Below are 23,757 nucleotides of genomic sequence, written 5' to 3'. Positions count from 1 at the left end.
TGCTTCTGTAAATTGTTGTCGCATTGAGGAAATATCGGCCTCCGGCCTGTCGTTAGAATGCCGATCACTCGCTCGTCGTCGCAGGTGTCGCCCGCGCAGGACGCAGCACCGCTATTCGGTTACACCTTCGCCGCATCGTGGGCCATGGCTCATACTGCTGTTTTTGCCCTATACCGATGGAGTCCCAAGATGAAGAAACTCGTGCTGTTGGGCGCCCTGGCGCTGTCCGTGCTGTCCATGCAGGCTTTCGCCGAAGGCAAGCCGCTGAAAATTGGTATCGAAGCGGCTTACCCTCCGTTTGCCTCGAAGGCGCCGGATGGCAGCATCGTCGGTTTTGACTACGACATCGGCAATGCGCTGTGCAAGCAGATGGACGTCAAGTGCACCTGGGTCGAGCAGGAATTCGATGGTCTGATCCCGGCACTCAAAGTGCGCAAGATCGACGCGATCCTGTCGTCCATGTCCATCACTGACGACCGCAAGAAATCCGTGGACTTCACCACCCGCTACTACCTGACCCCAGCTCGTCTGGTGATGAAGGAAGGCACCACCGTCAGCGACAGCCTGGATGAACTCAAGGGCAAGAAGATCGGTGTGCAGCGCGGTTCGATCCACGACCGTTTCGCCCGTGAAGTCCTGGCGCCAAAGGGTGCCGACATCAAGGGCTACAGCACCCAGAACGAAATCTACCTGGACGTGGCTGCCGGCCGCCTCGATGGTACCGTGGCTGACGCCACCCTGCTGCAAGACGGTTTCCTGAAAACCGACGCCGGCAAAGGCTACGCGTTCACCGGTCCGGCGTTTACCGACGTCAAATACTTCGGCGACGGCGTAGGCATCGCGGTACGCAAAGGCGACAAGGAAAACCTTGAGCGCATCAATGCGGCCATCGCTGCAATCCGTGCCAACGGCGAATACAAGAAAATCCAGGACAAGTACTTCGACTTCGATATTTACGGCGCTGACGCCAAGTAACTCATCGCAGCTGTCCGTCCGAAATGGCGCAAGCAACAGTCATCCTGAAGTTTGCGCCATTTTTTCATCCCCCTTTTCGAGGACCTGAATCATGTTGAAAGGCTACGGGGCCGTCATCCTCGATGGCGCATGGTTGACGCTTCAGCTCGCCTTGTCGTCCATGGCCTTGGCCATCGTTCTGGGTCTGATCGGGGTCGCGCTACGCCTGTCGCCGGTACGCTGGCTGGCTTGGCTGGGCGACCTGTACTCCACGGTGATCCGCGGGATCCCCGACCTGGTGCTGATCCTGCTGATTTTCTACGGCGGTCAGGACTTGCTTAACCGCGTCGCGCCGTTGCTGGGCTTTGACGACTATATCGACTTGAACCCCCTGGCCGCCGGTATCGGCACCCTGGGTTTTATCTTTGGCGCTTACCTGTCGGAAACTTTCCGTGGCGCCTTCATGGCCATTCCCAAGGGGCAGGCTGAAGCCGGCCTGGCGTATGGCATGAGCAGCTTCCAGGTGTTTTTCCGGGTGATGGTGCCGCAGATGATTCGGCTGGCGATCCCCGGGTTTACCAACAACTGGCTGGTATTGACCAAGGCCACCGCGCTGATTTCGGTGGTGGGTCTGCAAGACATGATGTTCAAGGCCAAGCAGGCGGCAGACGCCACCCGCGAGCCTTTTACCTTCTTCCTCGCAGTGGCGGCGATGTACCTGGTGATCACCAGCGTGTCGTTGCTGGCCTTGCGTTACCTTGAGAAGCGCTACTCGGTAGGCGTAAGGGCGGCTGATCTATGATCTTCGACTACAACGTCATCTGGGAGGCCATGCCGCTGTACCTTGGCGGCTTGCTGACCACCCTGAAACTGCTCGCTATCTCGCTGTTCTTCGGCTTGCTCGCAGCCTTGCCCCTGGGCTTGATGCGCGTGTCCAAGCAGCCGATCGTCAATGGCGTGGCCTGGCTTTACACCTACGTGATCCGCGGCACGCCGATGCTGGTGCAGCTGTTTTTGATCTACTACGGCCTGGCGCAGTTCGAGGTGGTGCGCGAAAGCTTCCTGTGGCCGCTGCTGTCCAGTGCCACGTTCTGTGCGTGCCTGGCGTTTGCCATCAACACCAGCGCCTATACCGCCGAGATCATCGCCGGCAGCCTCAAGGCCACGCCTAACGGTGAAATCGAGGCGGCCAAAGCCATGGGCATGTCGCGCTACAAACTGTACCGCCGCATCCTGTTGCCGTCGGCCCTGCGCCGTGCGCTGCCGCAGTACAGCAACGAAGTGATCATGATGCTGCAGACCACCAGTCTGGCCTCCATCGTCACGCTGATCGACATCACCGGTGCCGCGCGCACGGTGAACGCCCAGTATTACCTGCCGTTCGAAGCCTATATCACCGCCGGCGTGTTCTACCTGTGCTTGACCTTCATCCTAGTGCGCCTGTTCAAGTTGGCCGAGCGCCGCTGGCTGAGCTACCTGGCTCCACGGAAGCACTGATATGGAACGTATCGATCATCTGCTGCCCTGGGGGCATTTGGGCTGCGAACGCCAACTGAGCGTGTTTCGTTTCGGCAGTGGCGAGCGCAAGGCCTATATCCAGGCCAGCCTGCACGCCGATGAATTGCCGGGTATGCGTGCCGCGTGGGAGCTGAAAAAACGCCTCACCACGCTGGAACAGCAGGGCGCCCTCAACGGCGTGATCGAGTTGGTGCCGGTCGCCAACCCGATGGGGCTCGGCCAGTTGTTGCAGGGCAGCCACCAAGGGCGTTTCGAAGTCGGCAGCGGCAAGAATTTCAACCGCGATTTCGTCGAACTGAGCGAGCCGGTGGCCGAGTTGCTGCAAGGCAAGCTGGGGGACGACCCGCACGCCAATGTGCGCCTGATTCGCCAGGCCATGAGCGATACACTCACCGCCTTGCCCGAGCCGAGCAGCCAGTTGCAAGGCATGCAGCGTATCCTGCTGAGCCATGCCTGCACCGCCGATGTGGTGCTGGACCTGCATTGCGATGCTGAGGCAGCGCTGCATATGTACGCGCTGCCCCAGCACTGGCCGCAGTGGCGTTCGTTGTCGGCACATTTGAATGTGAAGGTCGGCCTGCTGGCGGAGGATTCCGGCGGCAGTTCGTTTGACGAGGCGTGCTCGTTGCCGTGGCTGCGTTTGTCGCGCCTGTTCCCCGAGGCGCAAATTCCGCTGGCCTGTCTGGCGACGACGTTGGAATTGGGCGGCCAGGCCGACACCGGCCGTGATGAAGCCATCTTCCACGCCGAAGGCATCCTTGCGTTCCTCGCCGAACAAGGCTTGATCAAGGGCGAGTGGCCCGCGCCGCAACACGAACCTTGCGAAGGTGTGCCTTTCGAGGGCACCGAACTGCTGTTCGCGCCCCATGCCGGGGTGATCAGTTACCTGCGTAAAGCGGGCGACTGGGTAGAAACCGGCGACGAGATTTTTGAAGTGATTGACCCCCTGACTGACCGCGTAAGCACTATTTGCGCGGGCACCTCGGGGGTGTTGTTTGCCGTTGAACGGCTGCGTTATGCCCAAGCGGGTTTCTGGCTGGCCAAGGTGGCGGGGCGCGAAGCGCTTCGTCACGGGCGCTTGCTCAACGACTGACCACCTGTTTTTGTGAGAACCGACCGCATGTACAAGCTTGAAGTCCAAGACCTGCATAAACGCTATGGCAGTCATGAAGTGCTCAAAGGTGTGTCCCTGGCCGCCGCCGCCGGTGATGTGATCAGCATCATCGGTTCCAGCGGTTCGGGCAAAAGTACCTTTTTGCGCTGCATCAACCTGCTGGAGCAGCCCCACGCCGGCAAGATTTTGCTCAATAACGAAGAGCTGAAACTGGTGGCCAACAAGGACGGCGCCATGAAGGCTGCCGACCCCAAGCAGTTGCAGCGCATGCGTTCGCGCCTGTCCATGGTGTTCCAGCATTTCAACCTGTGGTCGCACATGACCGCGATTGAAAACGTGATGGAAGCCCCGGTGCACGTGTTGGGCATATCCAAGAAAGAAGCCCGCGAGAAGGCCGAGCATTACCTGGCCAAAGTCGGCGTGGGCCATCGTAAGGATGCGTTCCCCGGCCACATGTCCGGTGGCGAGCAGCAGCGCGTAGCGATTGCCCGTGCACTGGCGATGGAGCCTGAGGTGATGCTGTTCGACGAACCTACTTCTGCGCTGGATCCGGAGCTGGTAGGCGAAGTACTCAAGGTGATGCAGGACCTGGCCCAGGAAGGCCGCACCATGGTGGTCGTGACCCACGAAATGGGCTTTGCCCGCGAAGTGTCGAACCAATTGGTGTTTTTGCACAAAGGCATCGTTGAAGAGCGTGGCAACCCGCGGGAAGTGCTGGTGAACCCGCAGTCGGAACGGTTGCAGCAGTTCCTCTCTGGCAGTTTGAAATAATCAAGACTGCTTTTGTGCACCGGGATAGTGCATGCTCCGCAGTCTTGAGGTAAGCCCCGATCCCCTGTGGGAGCTGGCTTGCCTGCGATAGCGATGTATCAGCCAATGATGTGTTAACTGACCCACCGCCATCGCAGGCAAGCCAGCTCCCACTGTTGATCTGTGTTTGTTTTGGGATTTGTAGTTGATTACGGGCTAGCATTGGCCCACAGCTTCTTTCACCGTTTTCGCTCCGGATAGCACTCCATGACCGCCCACAAAATTGGTTTCCTGATTTGGCCCAGCACAAAAGCCCTCACGCTTGCGCTGGCTGAGGAGGCCTTGCGCGTTGCCCAGCGGGTGCATCCGGATGTGATCTACGAGTTGTCGTTCCTGCTCGCCGAACCCGCCGTCGAAGGTGCCTGGCAACTGCCGGGCGAGCCGTGGGCCGGTAAGCTGGAGGGTTTTCAGAAGTTGTTCCTGTTGGCCGACGAACCGCCGACGGTCATCGCTTCGCCACTGAGCTCCGCGCTCAAGCAGCTTGTTCGGGCGGGGTGTGTGATCGGCGGCTTGTCAGCGGGGGTGTACCCGTTGGCCCAACTGGGCCTGCTCGATGGCTACCGCGCCGCCGTGCACTGGCGCTGGCAGGACGATTTCGCCGAGCGTTTCCCCAAGGTCATCGCCACCAGCCACCTGTTTGACTGGGACCGTGATCGCCTGACCGCTTGCGGCGGCATGTCGGTACTTGACCTGCTGCTGGCGGTATTGGCCCGTGACCATGGCGCCGAGTTGGCCGGTGCTGTGTCTGAAGAACTGGTGGTGGAGCGCATCCGCGAAGGCGGCGAGCGCCAGCGTATCCCGCTGCAAAACCGCCTGGGCTCCAGCCACCCTAAGCTGACCCAGGCGGTATTGCTGATGGAGGCCAATATCGAAGAGCCGCTGACCACCGACGAAATCGCCCAGCACGTGTGTGTTTCACGACGACAACTTGAACGCATCTTCAAGCAATACCTCAACCGCGTCCCCAGCCAGTATTACCTGGAGCTGCGCCTGAACAAGGCGCGCCAGATGCTGATGCAAACCAGCAAGTCGATCATCCAGATCGGCCTGTCCTGCGGCTTCTCTTCGGGGCCGCATTTCTCCAGCGCCTACCGCAATTTCTTCGGCGCCACTCCTCGCGAAGATCGCAACCAGCGTCGCAGCAGCAGCCCGTTCGAGTTGTCATCGGTGCCTTCCGAGCGCGGATGAGCTGCGTCTATTCTTCGCCCTCTGTTTCGGATGACGTCGCAGAGCGTGAGCTGGAGCGGTCTGGCGCGGGTTGTCGGGCTTGCGCTACATCGAAATCCACTGCCGTGCGGTTGTAATAGCGACGCAGAATGGCAAGTGCTGCGGGTGAGAAGGGGTTGTCGCTCAGGTCAAAGCCTGCCGCTGAGTCCGGGTCTACTTCAAGCAGGTCCGTGGGCAACTCGGTGATGTGGTTATCGCTCAGGTTCAGTTGGGTGAGCGACGTCAGGTTGAACACCCCGTGAGGCACCTCGGTAAGCCTGGTGTTTTCCATCATCAGGGTTTCCAGGCCGGACATTTTGCTGACGTCGGGCGTCAGCGCCAGCGGGTTATCGCTCAGGTCCAGGTACTCCAGGTCGTGCAGGTCGCTCAAGGCGGCGACGCTGTCGGGGGTCAGTCGCAGATTGCATTGCGTGAGGCTGAGTGTGGTCAACTTGGGCAGCTTGAAGACGCCAGCGGGAATGCCTTGCAGGGCATAGCGGTGGATCAGCAGGCTTTCCAGATTGGGGAAACGTTCCAGAAAACCTTCGGGTATCGAGGTGGTTTCCTGTGCCCTCAGCTCCAGCTTGGAAATATGCTTGAAATCCACATTCAGTCTTGGCAGGTCTCCCCACAGCGGCAAGGTCAATGTCATTTGATGGGACTGCGTCAGCGGGTCATGGCTTAAGTCCAGGCTGGTTTCACGCCGCCAGCCTTGCTCCAGCAGAGCGCGGATTTGCGCTCGAATGAGTTGTTGCTGTGGGCGAATCTGTTCATCCATGGGCAGGTTCGTGACGGGGTGGCTCTCAGGCACATCCACCACCCATTCCTGCAGGTCGGCTTGCAAGCGTTCGTAGTCGGCCTTGAGGCGCACGAGATTCGCCATCGAATCATCCAGCCCGCCCGGTAGCCTGAAGATAAATTGATTGGCCTCGGGAACGTTGTAGGTCGGGTAAAGCGCTTGGACCAGGCGAACCTCATCTGGATTGGCTTGGACGCCAAAATGTTCCCCGGTGCTCTGGCAGTAGGTTTTTATCCGTTCCAGGGTTGCGCGCGTCAGCGGGTTGCCGGAAAGGTCGTAGGCCTTGGCAGCACTGGCGGGCAACGAATACAGGGCTTCTGGCAGCCTGCGCAGGTTATTGTGGCTGAGATTGGCGTTTGCCAGCCGAGGCCGATTGAGCAGGCCTGTGGGAAAGATGGAAATACCGCAGTGGCTCAGGTTGAGTGTTCGCAGGTTGGCCATGTTTTCGAAATTGGGCGCCAGCACCAGCGGGTTGTGGGACAGGTCAAGGGTATGCAGCTCGGTCAGGTTGGCCAGGGCTGCTCGGGTTGGGGTGGTCAGGTTGAGTGCGCAGCCGCGCAGTGTCAGCGCGTTAAGGTGGGTCAATGCACTGATTTCGCCGGGCAGTGTTCTGAGGGTCATGTCGCTGATGGCCAGTCGGCGCAATCCGGGGAAAGATGCCAGGAAGCCCGGCGTGCCGCGGGTGGTCAAGTAACCCTGGAATTCCAGGGTAGTGATGTGCCCAAGGCGGGTATCGAGCGCGGGCAGTTTTCCATAAATGGGCTGGTTGAGTTGCAGCAGGTGACCGTTGTCATAAGCAGGGTCTACGGGGGTGTTGTGGCGCCAGGCGCCGATGAGTTTTTGTGACCAGAGAAAGCGATTTTGCTGTTCCGCAGCAATCCGCCAGCGGCTCAACGGTAAATCTGTACCGACAAGGGTCTGCGGCACATTCTGCTGCCATGTCCGCAGGTTGGTTTCCAGTTGCGAGAACTCTTTCTTCAGAAATTGAAGGGTACCCCAAGGTGTGCCGGGATCGTTTTGCATGGCGGCGAGTACGGCCGTCACCTGGCTGGGGCTCAGTTGTGGGTACAGGGCATGCAACTGACTCTCCAGCGAGACCCCTTCGCTGCTGCCAGCGGTGACCGGGCTGGCGTCGTAGCCCTCCATGCCGCCGGGTAGGCGCACCAATGTCGGGTCATAGGACGGTTTGAGCAGCGGAACTTCGGCCAGCAGGGCGCCAAGTTCGTCATGTGCCAATGTGTGTTGGCGCAAGGTTTCTCTCAAGTGCGGGCCTTGGCCTATCTGCATAGCCAGTGCGTCGCGCTGTGCATCGGGGAGTGCCTGGAGCACGGCGGTGTAGAAATCGGTTTCACCAAGCAGGGTGCCCTTGCTGTCTTCGGGAATGTAATCGCCTTCGATGGTGCGCAGCAGCAGGCGTCGGATGGGCGCCTGGGCGGGGCCGATAGCGTCGCGCAGGTGACCATCGCGCTTGAAGTCGCGAACTTCCAGACGCACCTGAGGCGACCAGCCCGGCAATTTTTCCAGGGAGTGCAGGGCGAGTCGATGGGTGTCGCCGCTCTCCAGCGCACCCATGTACAGGCCTTCATAGGCCCGGCTGATTCTGACCTGATGGGCCGCCCAGCGTGCGCGTTCGACCAGGTGCGAAGGCAGCGTGCCCTGGTCGATGTCGAGCAAGTCCTGGCCGTGGGCACTGAGCAGGACCTCCTCGGCCGCGCTGACGGGCAGGCCCGGTGTGCTGTCGATGAGCTTTTGCACGCGCGCATCGGTGGTCAGCTCCAGGCCTCGATAGCGCGCGTCGAACATCGAAGCGCGTTTATCCTCGGCTTTGCGTGCCAGCTGTTTGCGCAGCTTGGCGGCGCGCACATGCAGTTGGGGGGGCGGGCTACCGAAGTCTTCCTCCAGCACAGTCTTGCGCTCTGACTCGTCGAGGGTTTCCAGCAGGGTCTTGAGCAGGTCGCCGTTGTTCATCTGCGCTTCATGAATTTGCGCTACCGCCGCATTTTCTCTGCCTGGGTGTTCCCATACGGTTTCGCCTTTGGCATTCAGAAAGCGCAGGGTCTTGGATTCCGGCCACAGGCCGGTCTGGCTAAGCAGCCAGAGTTGGGTTTGCGTGTCGGCTTTTGCGTAAACCAGTGGGTCGTCGCTGTTCATCTGGTCGATGAAGTCTTGCAGTTGCTGGTCGATATGGATGCGCTTGAGGCTGTCGGCCAGCAAGGGCGGTGGCGGTTGGCGGTCCATGTAGAGTTTGCGCAGGGCACCATCGTCGGTGCTACTGATGCGCTGCGCCTGTTCCAGACCGGTTTCGCTGAGAGCGTTGGCGGGCTCGCCGAGTCTGCGCAACAAGGTGCTGCGATGCCATGTCAGCGGGTGATCCAGTGGGGTTATCCAGGCGCCTTTGCCATTGCCGATAACGGGCGGTTGGTAGGCATGCGCATGGCTTGGGTGCGCCAGCACGGCGTTGCCCGCTTGTTGCTTGACGGCAAAGTGTTGCCCTTCAAGGGGCAGGATCTGCTTGTCCCCGTAGGCATGCAATCCATCCGCCTTGGGGCGTGAGGCGGTGGGCAATTGAAGGTCGTGGGCGTAGGGGCTCAGGTCCGGGTTCCACAGGCGCGTTTTGCCGTCGTCCGAGCTGACCGGATGCAGGCGCTCGAAAAACGCCCAGACTTCCCGAGGCAGTGCCTGGCGTAGCAGCCCTTCGGCAATCGGTGCGCCGACCGCGAACATACCCAATTGCACCATTTGCTCCAGGGTCGACATCAGGTGCCCGAACGCCTGGCGCTTGAGGCCCTCGGCCCAATCGACGATGCCTTCGAATACGTCATCGAGCAGTTGATAGGCGGTGTAGCCGAGCATCAGTAAGCCCAGGGGGGGAATGAACGGCGTGGCGATGAAGGCGGCGATTTCGAGCAGGGCCTTACCGATTTTCTGCACGATGGCCCAGCGCTGCCAGCGTGCCTTGCTGTCGGCGTCGGCGGTGGACACGGCGATGCTTCGCGCGTCATTGAGCAGCTTATTGAGTTTGGTTTCATAGAGGTGTTCGTACAGCTCGCCCGTGATTTTCGTCGCGTGCAACTGCAGGTTGGGGTTGGCCACAGGTTCGGCGCGCCAGGTCGGCCTGGGGTCGCCGGGGACGGGGTGATGCCAGGTAACCTGAGACAAGCGGTTATGCAGGTTGGCAAAGAAGTAGGCGCGGTGCTCGTGGCTTATAAAGCGGCTGAAGAATGCCTGGTAATCGGCATCGCGCAATTTGCGGATCAGGTCTTGAATGAATGCGATGCCATCGTGGTAATACTTGAGCGGTGCCTGTGGGTCGCCGGGAATGTACGCCACCACGGGCACTGCGCTGTGGTGCAGTTCCAGGTCTGCGGCGAACAGCACAATGCCGGCCAGTGGTGCGTCCATCAGGCTCAGGTCGTGGCTGAGCAGCGTCTTACCGTCGAGTGTCAGGCCGCTGATGCCTTTGAGTTGAGCCTGGAGCGTGCGTAACACTCGCTCGCTGCCGTCCTTTTTCAGGCGCGCCAGGTGTACGGCAGTTTGGGCCTCGGCTTTGAGGCTCTCGATGACAGTGCTGCGCAGCGAAGCCTTGCGTTTGGCATCGTTGAAGCCGAAAAATGTCTTGAGGTAGTTCTGGTATTGCGCACCGATGTCCAGTTCACGGCACAGCCCGACGAAGGTCTGGATGCTGACTTTGCTGTTCACTGAGGGCAGGGTGTCGAATTGCCCGGTGGTGGTGGGTTGGGTAATGAAGCTGGAGTCCGCGGTGAAGGCAGTTTTCTCGCTTTCTGCTGCGTCGAAGTTATGCAGCGCGGCGTCCACCAACGACACGGTCCAGACTTTGACGCCGCCAGTTTCTATAGGAAACAGTGGGATCGTCAGGGGCGCATACAGGCGCAGATGGGTGGTGCGGACATCGATCTCCACGCCCCATCTTGTCTTGAACGCCTGTTGCAAAAGCGGCGCGGCGAAGGCCTGCGGTGTCTTGAGGTCGGCCAGGGCCGTGTCTACTTTGTTTTGCGCGGCCCAGCTCTGCTCCACCGCCTGTTTGAGTGGCGCGTGCTGCTGGCGGCTGGCGTCTGCCTGCCAGTTGGCAATGTCCAGTGGTGCATTCTTCAAGGCTTGGCGCTTGTCATCCGAGGCGCTTGCCAGCCAGGCCGGCAGGCGTGTGTGAAACCCGGGGGGTACTTGGGTGGCGGCGACTGCGAGGCGCTGGCTGATGGTCGTGGGGTAGGGCGTGGGCACGAGGCTGATCCTTCAGTGGGAGTGAGTCACTGTCATCACAGCAAGCCTGATGGGTTCACGGGCAGCAGATAGTTAAGGCATTAGGCGAAAATCAGCGGGCCGTGCCTCTGCCTCTCACTGAACGCAGCGTTTACACTGCGCCATTGCGATGCAATATGTCGCATTGCCGTAAACCCGCGTAAAACCGGGGTTGGCGCTATAAGAAGTTGTCGCTTGGCGACAAGGTGGCGCTGAAAACTGTCCTTACAATCCCTGCATCGCCCGCCAGTTCCAGGCAGGCGTTCCTCTTCAGGAGACTCCGATGTCCGTTGAGCAAGCCCCGGTGCAACGTGCCGATTTCGACCAAGTGATGGTGCCCAACTACGCACCTGCTGCCTTTATCCCTGTACGTGGCGCAGGTTCGCGCGTGTGGGACCAGGCCGGTCGCGAGCTGATCGACTTTGCCGGCGGCATCGCGGTCAACGTATTGGGCCATGCGCACCCGGCGCTGGTCGGTGCACTGACCGAACAGGCCAACACGCTGTGGCATGTCTCGAACGTGTTCACCAACGAGCCGGCCTTGCGCCTGGCCCACAAGCTGATCGACGCCACCTTTGCCGAGCGCGTGTTCTTCTGCAACTCCGGCGCCGAAGCCAACGAGGCCGCGTTCAAGCTGGCCCGTCGCGTGGCGTTCGACCGTTTTGGCAGCGAGAAGTACGAGATCATCGCCGCGTTGAACAGCTTCCACGGCCGTACCCTGTTCACCGTCAACGTCGGTGGCCAGTCGAAGTACTCCGATGGTTTCGGGCCTAAAATCACCGGCATCACCCACGTTCCTTATAACGACCTGGCTGCGCTGAAAGCGGCAGTGACCGATAAGACCTGCGCCGTGGTTCTGGAACCGATCCAGGGCGAAGGCGGTGTACTGCCGGCCGAACTGGCTTACCTGCAAGGCGCTCGCGAGCTGTGCGACGCCCACGACGCACTGTTGGTATTCGACGAAGTGCAAACCGGCATGGGCCGCACCGGCCACCTGTTTGCCTACCAGCATTACGGTGTGACGCCGGATATCCTCACCAGCGCCAAGAGCCTGGGCGGCGGCTTCCCGATTGCGGCGATGCTCACCCGTGAAGACCTGGCCAAGCACCTGGTAGTCGGCACCCACGGCACCACCTACGGCGGCAACCCGCTGGCGTGCGCGGTAGCGGAAGCGGTGATCGACGTGATCAACACCCCAGAAGTGCTGGCGGGTGTGAATGCCAAGCACGACCTGTTCAAGGCGCGCCTGGAGCAGATCGGCAAGCAGTACGGCATCTTCACTCAGGTGCGCGGCATGGGCCTGCTGATCGGTTGCGTGTTGAGCGATGCCTTCAAAGGCAAGGCCAAGGACGTGTTCAACGCGGCCGAAAAAGAGAACTTGATGATCCTGCAAGCCGGCCCCGACGTGGTGCGTTTTGCACCGAGCCTGGTGGTGGAAGAGGCGGACATCAATGAAGGCCTGGATCGTTTTGAGCGTGCTGTGAAGACGTTGACGCAAGCCTGATAGCGACACATTTTATTGGCCGGACCTGAACAAATGTGGGAGCTGGCTTGCCTGCGATAGCATCACCTCGGTGCCGTTGATATACCGAGTTGCCTGTATCGCCGGCAAGCCAGCTCCCACATGGATCTGCTTACACATTGAGACCGATGTGTATCCGGGGCCTGTGTCCGGCATTTTTTCCTCTGTGAGTTTTCGAGTTAAGGAGTGACACCATGCTGGTGATGCGCCCCGCGCAAATGGCTGATCTGGGCGAGGTACAGCGTCTGGCTGCGGACAGCCCGATTGGTGTCACCTCCTTGCCGGATGATGTGGAACGCCTGAGCGACAAGATCGCGGCCAGCGAAGCGTCCTTCGCGGCCGAGGTGAGTTTCAACGGTGAAGAGAGCTATTTCTTCGTGCTGGAAGACACCGAGACCGGCAAGCTCGCCGGCTGCTCGGCTATCGTAGCCTCGGCCGGTTACTCCGAGCCGTTCTATAGCTTTCGTAACGAAACCTTCGTGCACGCCTCCCGCGAGCTGAAGATCCACAACAAGATCCACGTGCTTTCCCAGTGCCACGACCTTACCGGCAACAGCCTGCTCACCAGCTTTTATGTGGTGCCTGAGCTGGTCGGTTCGCCGTGGTCGGAACTCAATTCCCGTGGCCGACTGCTGTTTGTCGCCAGCCATCCTGAGCGCTTTGCCGACTCGGTGGTGACCGAGATTGTCGGCTACAGCGACGAGAACGGCGATTCACCGTTCTGGGATGCCATTGGCCGCAACTTCTTCGACCTCAACTACGCCGCCGCCGAGCGCCTGTGCGGGCTGAAAAGCCGTACCTTCCTCGCCGAGTTGATGCCGCACTACCCGATCTACGTGCCGCTGCTGCCGGACGAAGCCCAAGAGGCCATGGGCCAGGTGCACCCGCGTGCGCAAATCACCTTCGACATCCTCATGCGTGAAGGCTTCGAAACTGACCATTACATCGACATCTTCGACGGTGGCCCGACGCTGCACGCCCGGGTCTCGGGCATTCGCTCAATCGCCCAGAGCCGCGTGGTGCCGGTGAAGATCGGCGAGATGGTCAAGGGCGTTGGCCGCCAGTACTTGGTGAGCAACGCGCAGTTGCAGGATTACCGTGCGGTGATGCTGGAGCTGGACTACGCGCCCGGCAAACCGGTGACCCTGGACCTGGCGGCAGCCGAAGCGCTGGGTGTTGGTGAAGGCGCCAGTGTGCGCCTGGTTGCGGTTTAAAAAGAGAGTTTCGCGGGTGGCTGACAACAGCGGCCCGTTCGAGGAGATAGCATGATCGTTCGTCCCGTACGCAGCAGCGATTTACCGGCCCTGATTGATCTGGCGCGCAGCACTGGCACCGGTCTCACCACCTTGCCGGCCAACGAAGAGCGCCTGACCCACCGGGTGGGCTGGGCGGAAAAAACCTTTCGCGGCGAAGCCGGGCGCGGCGATGCCGACTACCTGTTCGTGCTGGAAAACGACGAAGGCCGCGTGGTGGGAATCTCTGCCATCGCTGGTGCCGTTGGCCTGCGCGAGCCGTGGTACAACTTCCGGGTTGGGCTGACTGTCAGCGCTTCCCAGGAACTGAATATCTACCGTGAGATACCGACGCTGTTCCTGGCCAACGACCTCACCGGTAATTCCGAATTGTGCTCGTTGTTTTTGCATGCCGATTACCGCAACGGCCTCAACGGTCGCATGCTCGCCAAGGCGCGCATGTTGTTTATCGCCGAGTTCCCGCAACTGTTCGGCAACAAGATCATTGCCGAGATGCGCGGTGTGTCCAACGATGCCGGGCGTTCGCCGTTCTGGGAAAGTCTGGGCCGGCACTTCTTCAAGATGGAGTTCAGTCAGGCCGACTACCTCACCGGCGTGGGCAACAAGGCGTTTATCGCCGAGCTGATGCCCAAGTTCCCGTTGTACAGCTGCTTTCTCTCCGAAGACGCGCGCAATGTGATCGGCAAGGTCCACCCGGACACCGAGCCGGCCCTGAGCATGCTCAAGAGCGAAGGCTTCAGCTACCAGGGCTATGTGGATATTTTCGACGCCGGCCCGGCGGTGGAATGTGAAACCAGCAAGATCCGTGCGGTGCGCGACAGCCAGTCACTGGTGTTGGCCATCGGCACGCCGGGGGACGACGCCACGCCGTTCCTGATCCATAACCGCAAGCGCGAAGAATGCCGTATCACCGCCGCTCCGGCCCGTCTGGCGGCAGGTACCCTGGTGGTCGATCCACAGACCGCCAAGCGCCTGCAGCTGGTGGTGGGTGATCAAGTACGTGCTGTTGCGTTGTCTGCTGCTCGGGAGTCCAAATAATGAATTCGTTGTATATCGCAGGTAGCTGGCTGGCTGGCCAGGGTGAGTTGTTTGAATCGCGCAACCCGGTGACCCAGCAAGTGCTGTGGGCTGGTAACGGTGCCAGCGCTGAACAGGTCGAATCCGCCGTGCAGGCTGCGCGTCAGGCATTCCCGGCATGGGCCAGGCGCCCGCTCGAAGAACGCATCAGCGTGCTGGAAACCTTCGCCGCCACGCTTAAAAGCCGTGCCGATGAAATCGCCCGCTGCATTGGCGAAGAAACCGGCAAGCCCCTGTGGGAGTCGGCCACTGAAGTCACCAGCATGGCCAATAAGATTGCGATCTCGGTGCAAAGCTACCGCGAGCGTACCGGCGAGAAGAGCGGCCCTTTGGGCGACGCCACCGCAGTGTTGCGCCATAAACCCCACGGTGTGGTGGCAGTGTTCGGCCCTTACAACTTCCCTGGGCACTTGCCCAATGGGCACATCGTCCCGGCGTTGCTGGCGGGCAATACCGTGCTGTTCAAACCGAGCGAGCTGACCCCCAAGGTCGCCGAGCTGACCGTGCAGTGCTGGATCGAAGCCGGTTTGCCGGCGGGCGTGCTGAACCTGCTGCAAGGCGCGCGGGAAACCGGCATCGCCCTGGCGGCCAACCCAGGCATCGACGGCCTGTTCTTTACCGGCTCCAGCCGCACCGGCAACCACTTGCACCAGCAATTCTCAGGGCGCCCCGACAAGATCCTGGCCCTGGAAATGGGCGGTAATAACCCGCTGGTCGTGGACGAAGTCGCCGACGTGGATGCGGCGGTGTACACCATCATCCAGTCGGCGTTTATCTCGGCAGGCCAGCGTTGCACCTGCGCGCGCCGCTTGCTGGTGCCGCAAGGTGCCTGGGGCGATGCCTTGCTGGCGCGCCTGGTGGCGGTGAGTGCGAGCATTGAAGTGGGCGCTTTCGATCAGCAACCGGCGCCGTTCATGGGTTCGGTGATCTCCCTGGCTGCGGCCAAAGCCTTGATGCAAGCCCAGGAACTGATGTTGGCCAGTGGCGCCGTGGCACTGCTGGAGATGACTCAACCTCAGGCTCAGGCCGCTTTGTTGACCCCTGGCATCATCGACGTAACCGGTGTGACGGAGCGTGAAGACGAAGAGCTGTTTGGGCCGCTGCTGCAGGTGATCCGCTATGCGGATTTTGCCGGTGCCATCGCGGAGGCCAACAACACCCAGTACGGCCTGGCCGCTGGCCTGTTGTCGGACTCCGAAGCGCGTTACCAGCAGTTCTGGCTGGAAAGCCGCGCCGGTATCGTCAACTGGAACAAGCAGTTGACCGGCGCCGCCAGTACCGCACCGTTCGGTGGTGTCGGGGCGTCGGGCAATCATCGCGCCAGTGCCTATTACGCGGCGGATTATTGCGCGTACCCGGTGGCGTCGCTGGAGACGCCGAGCTTGGTCGTGCCAGCCACGCTGACCCCCGGCATAACGCTGAAGTAAGGGTGACACCGATCTAATGTGGGAGCTGGCTTGTCGGATCGCCGCATCGCTGCGATGGCATCACCTCGGTTTGGCTGAAAGACCGAGTCGACTGCATCGCAGGCAAGCCAGCTCCCACACTGGGTCGGGTTAACAGATATAGACCTGCAGTTGATGCCTATAAAAACAGATGTTCGTGGAGCCTCGCCGATGAAATCCTGTGAAGTCAATTTTGACGGTCTAGTGGGGCCGACCCATAACTACGGCGGTTTGTCCTTCGGCAACGTCGCGTCCCAAAGCAACAGCCAGCAGTCTTCCAACCCGAAGGAAGCGGCGTTGCAGGGCCTGCAGAAAATGAAAGCCCTGATGGACATGGGCTTTGTGCAAGGTGTATTGGCGCCCCAGGAGCGCCCGGATGTAGCCGCCTTGCGCAGCTTGGGTTTCAGCGGCACCGACGCCCAGGTAATCCAGCAGGCTGCCAGGCAGGCTATGCCTTTGCTGGTAGCGAGCTGCTCGGCATCCAGCATGTGGGTAGCCAACGCCGCCACCGTCAGCCCAAGCGCCGACACCGCAGACGGCCGTGTGCATTTCACTGCCGCCAACCTCAATTGCAAATACCACCGCAGCATCGAGCACCCCACCACCAGCCGTGTGCTGGGGGCGATGTTCGCCGATGGCAAGCATTTCGCTCACCACGCCGCCTTGCCGGCCGTGGCGCAATTTGGCGATGAAGGCGCGGCCAACCACACGCGTTTCTGTCGTGAGTACGGTGAGGCGGGCGTCGAGTTTTTCGTCTTCGGCCGTAGTGCTTTCGACCCTCGTTACCCGGCCCCGCAGAAGTACCCGGCGCGCCAGACCCTCGAAGCCTCCCAGGCCGTTGCGCGCCTGCATGGTTTGAAGGATGACGGTGTGGTCTACGCCCAGCAGAACCCGGCGGTGATCGACGCGGGTGTGTTCCACAACGATGTGATCGCGGTGGGCAACGGCGAAGTGCTGTTCTATCACGAGGATGCGTTCCTCAACACCGAGCAGATGCTCGCCGAACTGCACGGCAAGTTGGGCAAGCTGGGCGGTAACTTCCAGTCGGTGTGTGTGCCTCGCGCGTTGGTCAGTGTCGAGGACGCGGTGCGTTCCTACCTGTTCAACAGCCAGTTGCTGACTCGTCCTGATGGTTCGATGCTGCTGATCGTGCCGGAAGAGTGCCGCGCCAATGAGCGCGTGTGGCAGTACCTGCAAGGGCTGACCGCTGCCGGCGGGCTGATTCGCGAGGTCAAGGTCTTCGACCTCAAGCAAAGCATGCAAAATGGCGGTGGGCCGGCGTGCCTGCGCCTGCGCGTGGCGTTGAACGAAACCGAGCTGGCGGCCGTGAACCCAGGGGTTATCATGACCGCGCCGTTGTACGAAACCCTGACCCAATGGGTGGGCAAGCACTACCGTGACAGCCTGCGCGAAACCGACCTGGCTGACCCGCAGTTGCTGCTTGAGTGCCGGACGGCATTGGATGAACTGACGCAAATCCTTAAACTGGGCTCGGTTTATCCTTTCCAGATCAATTAATGCCACACGGCTGAGATATTTTATTTATGACCGACACCCTGAAACTCATCCTTGAAGACACCGACGGCACCCAGCTGGAAACCTCCTGCACCCGCGTCGCCGTGGTCTGGCAGGGCAAGGAGATCTGGATCCAGCACGATGGCCGCGGCCAACTGCTGATTGGCGTAGACGTAGAAGAGGGCGACGCCGAGTACGCCAACCTGCTGATGCGCCCATTGGCCACCAACCTGATGAGCCTGCAACTGGAAATGGAACCGGCCGACGTTGAAGGTGACGACGACGATCATGTCCATGGCCCAGGCTGCAACCACTAAGGAAGCTGCTTATGCTCGCCCTCGGCAAACTGCTTGAACTGACCCTCGCCGGTCGTGAACCGGCGCAAAAAATTCAACTGACTGTCGACGGCGTGCAGATGCGCTGGCTCAGCGAAGGCGCGCTTGAAGTGCGCCCTCCTGAAGCTCTGGACAACGGCAGCGACTTGCTGCTGTCGTCCGGCATCCATGGCAACGAAACCGCGCCGATCGAATTGCTCGACCGCCTGTTGCATGGCATTGCCCGCGGGGAGATCAAACCCCGCACCCGTATTCTGTTCCTGTTCGGTAATACCGAGGCCATGCGCCGCGGTGAGCGTTACCTCGAGCTGGACGTCAACCGGCTGTTCAATGGCCGGCATGAACAAAACATCGGCCCCGAAGCCATGCGCGCCGCCGAGCTTGAGCAATTGGCCCGCAGCTTTTTCAGCCTGCCTGGCCGTTCGCGCCTGCATTACGACCTGCATACCGCGATTCGTGGTTCGAAAATCGAACAGTTCGCGTTGTACCCGTGGAAAGAAGACCGACAGCATTCGCGCCGTGAGCTGGAGCGCCTGAACGCGGCTGGCATGCAGGCGGTGCTGTTGCAGAACAAAACCTCGATTACCTTCACCGCGTTTACCTACGAGCAACTCGGCGCCGAGGCGTTCACCCTGGAGTTGGGCAAGGCCCGGCCGTTCGGGCAGAACGACGGTGTGGACGTGTCGCGCCTGGAAGCGCGTCTGAAGCAGATCATCGAGGGCAACGAGCCTGAGACCGGTAGCCTCGACGGCCTGCAACTCTTCGCCGTTGCGCGAGAAGTGATCAAGCACAGCGACGCCTTCCTGATGCACCTGCCCGCAGATGTGGAAAACTTTTCGGAATTGGAAAGGGGCTACCTGCTGGCCGAAGACGTGGCCAAGACCCGTTGGGTGATCGAGGAGGAGGGCGCCCGCATTATCTTTCCCAACCCAAAGGTGAAGAACGGCTTGCGCGCCGGGATATTGATCGTGCCCACCACGGATGCCGGCCTGGCCTAAGAGCCAAGTCTGGCTCAGTCCAATGTGGGAGCTGGCTTGCCTGCGATAACATCACCTGGGTATCACTGATACACCCAGGTGTCTGCATCGCAGGCAAGCCAGCTCCCACACTGGTTTGCGGTGAGGCTTGGATTTAGACCGCTACCGCACGCGGCTCGCTACGACGGATCGCGCGTACCTTGTGCAGGGTATCGGCGCAGGTGCGCGCCGCTTCCTGGCCCTTGTGCACGAAGTGCTCGTAGAAAAACGTGGTGTGCTCGCTGCCGGCATGGAAGTGGTGCGGCGTCAGGGACACCGAGAACACCGGCACTTCAGTTTCCAGCTGCACCTGCATCAGGCCGCTGACTACCGATTGCGCGACGAATTCGTGACGGTAGATGCCACCGTCCACCACCAGCGCGGCAGCGACGATGCCGGCGTAACGGCCGGTCTTGGCCAGCAACTTGGCGTGCAGGGGCATTTCAAAGGCGCCGCCGACTTCGAAGAAGTCGATGTCCGATTCCTGATAACCCTGGGCGATCATTTCGGCGAGGAAGCCTTTGCGCGATTGGTCGACAATATCCTTGTGCCAGCAGGCCTGGATAAACGCGACGCGCTCGCCGTGATGGTTTTTGCTTTTGCTGTCGATTGCGGTGGGTTGCATGTTCTGACTCCTGTTTAAGAAAAAAACAGGGCGTTATGAATCGAATGGGATTTAAGGGTACGCATGCGCAAACAAGCGCGCGGCCCTTAGGTGCCAATCCCGTTCTCTCTTCATCCGGACTATGACCGTCGGCCCCGGGATCACACCGGGTCTGCTGACCTCGTCGCCGTCCTGCCTGAGCAGTTCGAGGCGCCAAGCGCTCGCGGGCTATGCACATTGCGTGCAATTACCGCCGGTGGGGAATTGCACCCCGCCCTGAGAACGTTGCCACCAGAACCCTGGCGGCGCAGAGTTTTTAACATGGTTTTTCGAAAACTGCACGGCTGCCGTCTCGATAACTTATATCGGTTTGATTGGTTGGTATTCGAATGAATGCAATAGGGGCTTGATATTCCGTGGCTTTGCCCGCAGTAATCACACACAAAAGGACTTATCCACTCCGTTAGAGGCCCCCTTCATGACCGTGATCGACCTGCGCAGCGACACCGTGACCCAACCTACCCCCGGCATGCTCGACGCAATGGCCAGCGCCGTCAGCGGCGATGATGTTTACGGCGAAGACCCCAGCGTCAACCGCCTGGAGGCCGAGTTGGCCAAGCGCCTGGGCTTTGCCGCGGCGCTGTTCGTACCCACCGGCACCATGAGCAACCTGCTGGCGTTGATGGCTCACTGTGAGCGCGGCGAGGAATACATCGTCGGCCAGCAGGCCCACACCTACAAATACGAAGGTGGCGGTGCGGCAGTGCTGGGGTCGATCCAGCCGCAACCCCTGGAAGTTCAAGCTGATGGCTCCCTTGATCTGAACCAAGTGCTTGCCGCCATCAAGCCCGACGACTTCCACTTCGCCCGCACACGCCTGTTGGCGCTGGAAAACACCATGCAGGGCAAAGTGCTGCCGCTGGATTACCTGGCCAAGGCCCGTGCATTTACCCACGAGCATGGCCTGGCCCTGCACCTGGATGGCGCGCGCCTCTACAACGCGGCGGTCAAGCTGGGGGTGGATGCGCGAGAAATCGCCCAGCATTTCGATTCGGTGTCGGTGTGCCTGTCCAAGGGCCTCGGTGCGCCGGTCGGCTCGGTGCTGTGTGGCTCGACGGCGCTGATCGCCAAGGCTCGGCGCTTGCGCAAGATGGTCGGCGGCGGCATGCGCCAGGCGGGCTCCCTGGCGGCGGCGGGGTTGTATGCTCTGGATCATCAGGTGCAGCGCCTGGCTGACGACCATGCCAACGCGCAATGGCTGGGCGATGAGTTACGCAAGGCCGGCTACAGCGTCGAGCCGGTGCAGACCAATATGGTGTATGTGCAGGTAGGTGATCAGTCGCAGGCGCTGAAGGCCTTTGCGGCCGAGCGTGGGGTCAAGTTGAGCGCCGCGCCGCGCCTGCGCATGGTCACCCATCTGGATGTGAGCCGGGCGCAGATCGAGCAAGTGGTGCAGACATTCGTCGCGTTTTCGCAGAAATGACAGTGCAGGCCGTCTAATTGACTGTTTCTATCACATAAACACGCTGTACCACCGGCAAAGGGCCGATATAATGCGGCCCTTTGCCGTCGCTCCGTCTGATGATGTTGCGCACTGGCCTTTGGCCGCAGCCTCCGTGGAAGAACCTAATGAAAAGCGCAGAAATCCGTGAAGCCTTCCTTCGCTTCTTCGAAGAGCAAGGCCACACCCGTGTAGCCTCCAGCTCCTTGATCCCAGGCAATGACCCAACCCTGCTGTTCACTAACGCGGGGATGAACCAGTTCAAGGACTGTTTCCTGGGCCAGGAAAAGCGCGCCTACACCCGCGCTACCAGCAGCCAGAAGTGCGTACGCGCCGGCGGCAAGAACAGTGACCTGGAAAACGTCGGCTACACCGCCCGTCACCACACCTTTTTCGAGATGCTGGGTAACTTCAGCTTCGGCGACTATTTCAAGAAAGACGCGATCACGTTCGCCTGGACCTTCCTCACCGGCGTGCTGAAGCTGCCCAAGGAAAAACTCTGGGTCACCGTGTACGCGACGGACGATGAAGCGTATGACATCTGGACCCAGGAAATCGGTGTACCTGCCGAGCGCATGATCCGTATCGGTGACAACAAAGGCGCGCCCTACGCGTCCGATAACTTCTGGACCATGGGCGATACCGGCCCGTGCGGCCCGTGCACCGAGATTTTCTACGATCACGGCGACGATATCTGGGGTGGCCCGCCAGGCTCGCCGGAAGAAGACGGCGACCGCTACATCGAGATCTGGAACAACGTGTTCATGCAGTTCAACCGCACCGCCGATGGCGTGTTGCATCCGCTGCCGGCACCGTCGGTAGACACCGGCATGGGCCTGGAGCGGATCAGTGCGGTGATGCAGCACGTTCACTCCAACTACGAAATCGACCTGTTCACCAACCTGCTGAGCGCCTCGGCGGCAGCTATTGGTTGCGCCAATGAAGGCCAGTCTTCGCTCAAGGTGGTGTCGGACCACATCCGTTCCTGCGGTTTCCTGATCGCAGACGGCGTGCTGCCGTCCAACGAAGGCCGTGGCTACGTGCTGCGTCGCATCATCCGTCGCGCGTGCCGCCACGGTAACAAGCTGGGCGCTACCGGCAGCTTCTTCTACAAGATCGTGGCCGCGCTGGTTGCCGAGATGGGCGATGCCTTCCCGGAACTCAAGCAACAGCAAAGCAACATCGAGCGGGTGCTCAAGGCTGAAGAAGAGCAGTTCTCCAAGACCCTGGAGCACGGCCTGAAGATTCTGGAACAGGACCTGGCTGAGCTCAAAGGCACCGTGGTGCCGGGTGATGTGGTGTTCAAGTTGTACGACACCTATGGTTTCCCGATGGACCTGACTGCCGACATCGCCCGCGAGCGTGAGTTGACCGTCGACGAAGCCGGTTTCGAGCGTGAGATGGAAGCCCAGCGCGTGCGGGCCCGTTCGGCCAGCTCCTTTGGCCTGGACTACAACACCCTGGTCAAGGTTGACGTACCGACCGAGTTCACCGGCTACAAGGCGACTGCGGGCTCGGCCAAGATCGTCGCTATCTATAAAGACGGTAAGTCGGTCGACGTGTTGAGCGAGGGTGAAGAGGCGGTTGTGGTGCTGGACCAGACGCCGTTTTATGCCGAGTCGGGTGGCCAGATTGGCGATTGCGGTTTCCTGAGCTCGACATCCGGTCGTTTTGACGTGCGCGACACCACCAAGACCGGCGGTGCGTTCCTGCATCACGGTGTGCTGGTGCTGGGCAACTTGACTGTGGGCGCACCGGTAGACACCCAGGTCGATGCCGATGTAAGGCATGCCACGGCGTTGAACCACTCGGCCACGCACTTGCTGCACGCCGCGCTGCGCCAGGTCCTTGGCGAGCACGTGCAGCAAAAAGGTTCGTTGGTGGACAGCCAGCGCCTGCGTTTTGACTTCAGCCACTTTGAAGCGATCAAGCCTGAGCAGATCAAGGCCCTGGAAGACATCGTCAACGCCGAGATTCGCAAGAACACCCCGGTTGAAACTGAAGAAACCGATATCGAGACCGCCAGGAACAAAGGCGCCATGGCGCTGTTTGGCGAGAAGTACGGCGACGAAGTTCGCGTACTGAGTATGGGCGGCAGCTTCTCGGTAGAACTCTGTGGTGGCATCCACGCCAACCGCACCGGCGATATCGGCCTGCTGAAGATCATCAGCGAAGGTGGGGTGGCCTCGGGCGTACGTCGTATTGAGGCGGTGACTGGTGCTGCGGCCCTGGCTTACCTCAATGCAGCCGAAGAACAACTCAAGGAAGCGGCCGGCCTGGTCAAGGGCAGCCGCGACAACCTGATCGACAAGCTGTCCGCCGTTCTGGAGCGCAACCGTGCGCTGGAAAAACAGCTGGAGCAGTTGCAGGCCAAAGCGGCGAGCGCTGCGGGCGATGACCTGTCGGCCGCGGCGGTTGACGTCAAGGACGTAAAAGTCCTGGCGGCGCGCCTGGACGGCCAGGATGGCAAGGCGCTGTTGGCCTTGGTCGATCAGTTGAAGAACAAGCTCGGCCGCGCAGTGATCCTGCTCGGCAGTGTCCATGAGGATAAGGTCGTTCTGGTTGCGGGTGTAACCAAGGACCTGACTGGCCAACTCAAAGCCGGTGATTTGATGAAGCAAGCCGCTGCGACAGTGGGCGGCAAGGGCGGTGGTCGTCCGGACATGGCGCAAGGCGGTGGTGTCGATGCCGCAGCGCTGGACGCGGCCCTGGCCTTGACCGTGCCATTTGTCGAGGCAGGTATTTAAAGCACTGTTAACCGGCCCGTGGTCTAGTCACGGGCTTGTTCAGTGCAGGTGGATTGGATATTAGGCGCCCCTTTACGGGCTGAG

At 60.7% G+C, this 23,757-nt stretch carries 17 protein-coding genes and 1 riboswitch; of the genes, 15 read left to right on the top strand and 2 right to left on the bottom strand.

The window, feature by feature from the left end:
- Window positions 1–189 precede the first annotated feature (189 nt).
- The 6 genes from MHH62_RS17740 to argR all read left to right on the top strand — a co-directional run bounded on the left by MHH62_RS17740 (window position 190) and on the right by argR (window position 5,584).
- Window positions 190–975 (top strand): ABC transporter substrate-binding protein, encoded by a 786-nt coding sequence (locus tag MHH62_RS17740; RefSeq protein ID WP_020302951.1) that lies wholly within the window; start codon window positions 190–192, stop codon window positions 973–975.
- 91 nt (window positions 976–1,066) lie between these two features.
- On the top strand, window positions 1,067–1,756 hold the full coding sequence (locus MHH62_RS17735) for an ABC transporter permease (RefSeq protein WP_003193627.1): 690 nt from the start codon (window positions 1,067–1,069) through the stop codon (window positions 1,754–1,756).
- Window positions 1,753–2,451: an ABC transporter permease gene (locus MHH62_RS17730; protein ID WP_003193625.1), complete on the top strand. Its 699-nt coding sequence runs from the start codon at window positions 1,753–1,755 to the stop codon at window positions 2,449–2,451. Before MHH62_RS17735 ends, MHH62_RS17730 begins: the two co-directional genes overlap by 4 nt.
- Before the next feature lies 1 nt (window position 2,452).
- Window positions 2,453–3,565: a succinylglutamate desuccinylase/aspartoacylase family protein gene (locus MHH62_RS17725; protein WP_014719599.1), complete on the top strand. Its 1,113-nt coding sequence runs from the start codon at window positions 2,453–2,455 to the stop codon at window positions 3,563–3,565.
- Between the two features lie 27 nt (window positions 3,566–3,592).
- Window positions 3,593–4,357, top strand: a complete 765-nt coding sequence (locus tag MHH62_RS17720; RefSeq protein ID WP_014719598.1) for an ATP-binding cassette domain-containing protein — start codon at window positions 3,593–3,595, stop codon at window positions 4,355–4,357.
- A gap of 246 nt (window positions 4,358–4,603) precedes the next feature.
- On the top strand, window positions 4,604–5,584 hold the full coding sequence (gene argR, locus MHH62_RS17715; RefSeq protein ID WP_014719597.1) for a transcriptional regulator ArgR: 981 nt from the start codon (window positions 4,604–4,606) through the stop codon (window positions 5,582–5,584).
- A gap of 7 nt (window positions 5,585–5,591) precedes the next feature.
- Here argR and MHH62_RS17710 read toward each other — a convergent pair whose 3' ends face one another.
- Window positions 5,592–10,640, bottom strand: coding sequence for a DUF6543 domain-containing protein (locus tag MHH62_RS17710; RefSeq protein WP_339231528.1), 5,049 nt, complete (start codon window positions 10,638–10,640; stop codon window positions 5,592–5,594).
- A gap of 301 nt (window positions 10,641–10,941) precedes the next feature.
- Here MHH62_RS17710 and MHH62_RS17705 point away from each other — a divergent pair, with 301 nt between their 5' ends.
- The 7 genes from MHH62_RS17705 to astE all read left to right on the top strand — a co-directional run bounded on the left by MHH62_RS17705 (window position 10,942) and on the right by astE (window position 18,803).
- Window positions 10,942–12,162 (top strand): aspartate aminotransferase family protein, encoded by a 1,221-nt coding sequence (locus MHH62_RS17705; protein WP_003193615.1) that lies wholly within the window; start codon window positions 10,942–10,944, stop codon window positions 12,160–12,162.
- 212 nt (window positions 12,163–12,374) lie between these two features.
- A complete protein-coding gene (gene aruF, locus MHH62_RS17700; RefSeq protein WP_003175655.1) occupies window positions 12,375–13,394 on the top strand; it encodes an arginine/ornithine succinyltransferase subunit alpha in 1,020 nt (339 codons plus the stop codon).
- 51 nt (window positions 13,395–13,445) lie between these two features.
- Window positions 13,446–14,471 (top strand): arginine N-succinyltransferase, encoded by a 1,026-nt coding sequence (astA, locus tag MHH62_RS17695; RefSeq protein WP_003193612.1) that lies wholly within the window; start codon window positions 13,446–13,448, stop codon window positions 14,469–14,471.
- Window positions 14,468–15,937, top strand: coding sequence for a succinylglutamate-semialdehyde dehydrogenase (astD, locus tag MHH62_RS17690; RefSeq protein ID WP_339233036.1), 1,470 nt, complete (start codon window positions 14,468–14,470; stop codon window positions 15,935–15,937). Before astA ends, astD begins: the two co-directional genes overlap by 4 nt.
- Before the next feature lie 189 nt (window positions 15,938–16,126).
- Window positions 16,127–17,473 (top strand): N-succinylarginine dihydrolase, encoded by a 1,347-nt coding sequence (gene astB, locus MHH62_RS17685; protein WP_168224590.1) that lies wholly within the window; start codon window positions 16,127–16,129, stop codon window positions 17,471–17,473.
- A gap of 26 nt (window positions 17,474–17,499) precedes the next feature.
- Entirely contained in the window at window positions 17,500–17,787 is a 288-nt protein-coding gene (locus MHH62_RS17680) for a hypothetical protein (RefSeq protein WP_003175651.1), read from the top strand.
- Window positions 17,788–17,798: 11 nt separating this feature from the next.
- Window positions 17,799–18,803 carry a succinylglutamate desuccinylase gene (gene astE / locus MHH62_RS17675; RefSeq protein WP_014719592.1) on the top strand — a complete coding sequence of 335 codons (1,005 nt, stop codon included), beginning with the start codon at window positions 17,799–17,801 and terminating at the stop codon, window positions 18,801–18,803.
- 133 nt (window positions 18,804–18,936) lie between these two features.
- Here astE and MHH62_RS17670 read toward each other — a convergent pair whose 3' ends face one another.
- Entirely contained in the window at window positions 18,937–19,446 is a 510-nt protein-coding gene (locus tag MHH62_RS17670) for a 6,7-dimethyl-8-ribityllumazine synthase (RefSeq protein ID WP_003193604.1), read from the bottom strand.
- 97 nt (window positions 19,447–19,543) lie between these two features.
- Window positions 19,544–19,713: riboswitch (FMN riboswitch) on the bottom strand.
- A gap of 190 nt (window positions 19,714–19,903) precedes the next feature.
- On the opposite strand from MHH62_RS17670, the gene ltaE reads away from it, so the two are divergent.
- Both ltaE and alaS read left to right on the top strand, forming a co-directional pair.
- Window positions 19,904–20,908, top strand: a complete 1,005-nt coding sequence (ltaE, locus tag MHH62_RS17665; RefSeq protein WP_339231522.1) for a low-specificity L-threonine aldolase — start codon at window positions 19,904–19,906, stop codon at window positions 20,906–20,908.
- Window positions 20,909–21,054: 146 nt separating this feature from the next.
- Window positions 21,055–23,673 (top strand): alanine--tRNA ligase, encoded by a 2,619-nt coding sequence (alaS, locus tag MHH62_RS17660; protein WP_014719590.1) that lies wholly within the window; start codon window positions 21,055–21,057, stop codon window positions 23,671–23,673.
- Window positions 23,674–23,757 lie beyond the last annotated feature (84 nt).

Origin of the sequence: Pseudomonas sp. FSL L8-0168, assembly GCF_037976155.1 — a bacterium.
GTDB classification, from domain to species: domain Bacteria; phylum Pseudomonadota; class Gammaproteobacteria; order Pseudomonadales; family Pseudomonadaceae; genus Aquipseudomonas; species Aquipseudomonas paracarnis.
This window is presented reverse-complemented; position numbering and strand designations above follow the sequence as displayed.

Excerpts from the sequence above, each read along its gene's own strand:
- MHH62_RS17720 (WP_014719598.1), top strand. The coding sequence starts at position 3,593 with ATGTACAAGCTTGAAGTCCAAGACCTGCATAAACGCTATGGCAGTCAT.
- MHH62_RS17735 (WP_003193627.1), top strand. The coding sequence starts at position 1,067 with ATGTTGAAAGGCTACGGGGCCGTCATCCTCGATGGCGCATGGTTGACG.
- MHH62_RS17725 (WP_014719599.1), top strand. The coding sequence starts at position 2,453 with ATGGAACGTATCGATCATCTGCTGCCCTGGGGGCATTTGGGCTGCGAA.
- MHH62_RS17680 (WP_003175651.1), top strand. The coding sequence starts at position 17,500 with ATGACCGACACCCTGAAACTCATCCTTGAAGACACCGACGGCACCCAG.
- MHH62_RS17740 (WP_020302951.1), top strand. The coding sequence starts at position 190 with ATGAAGAAACTCGTGCTGTTGGGCGCCCTGGCGCTGTCCGTGCTGTCC.
- astA (WP_003193612.1), top strand. The coding sequence starts at position 13,446 with ATGATCGTTCGTCCCGTACGCAGCAGCGATTTACCGGCCCTGATTGAT.
- ltaE (WP_339231522.1), top strand. The coding sequence starts at position 19,904 with ATGACCGTGATCGACCTGCGCAGCGACACCGTGACCCAACCTACCCCC.
- aruF (WP_003175655.1), top strand. The coding sequence starts at position 12,375 with ATGCTGGTGATGCGCCCCGCGCAAATGGCTGATCTGGGCGAGGTACAG.
- astE (WP_014719592.1), top strand. The coding sequence starts at position 17,799 with ATGCTCGCCCTCGGCAAACTGCTTGAACTGACCCTCGCCGGTCGTGAA.
- MHH62_RS17730 (WP_003193625.1), top strand. The coding sequence starts at position 1,753 with ATGATCTTCGACTACAACGTCATCTGGGAGGCCATGCCGCTGTACCTT.
- alaS (WP_014719590.1), top strand. The coding sequence starts at position 21,055 with ATGAAAAGCGCAGAAATCCGTGAAGCCTTCCTTCGCTTCTTCGAAGAG.
- MHH62_RS17670 (WP_003193604.1), bottom strand. The coding sequence starts at position 19,446 with ATGCAACCCACCGCAATCGACAGCAAAAGCAAAAACCATCACGGCGAG.
- argR (WP_014719597.1), top strand. The coding sequence starts at position 4,604 with ATGACCGCCCACAAAATTGGTTTCCTGATTTGGCCCAGCACAAAAGCC.
- astB (WP_168224590.1), top strand. The coding sequence starts at position 16,127 with ATGAAATCCTGTGAAGTCAATTTTGACGGTCTAGTGGGGCCGACCCAT.
- MHH62_RS17705 (WP_003193615.1), top strand. The coding sequence starts at position 10,942 with ATGTCCGTTGAGCAAGCCCCGGTGCAACGTGCCGATTTCGACCAAGTG.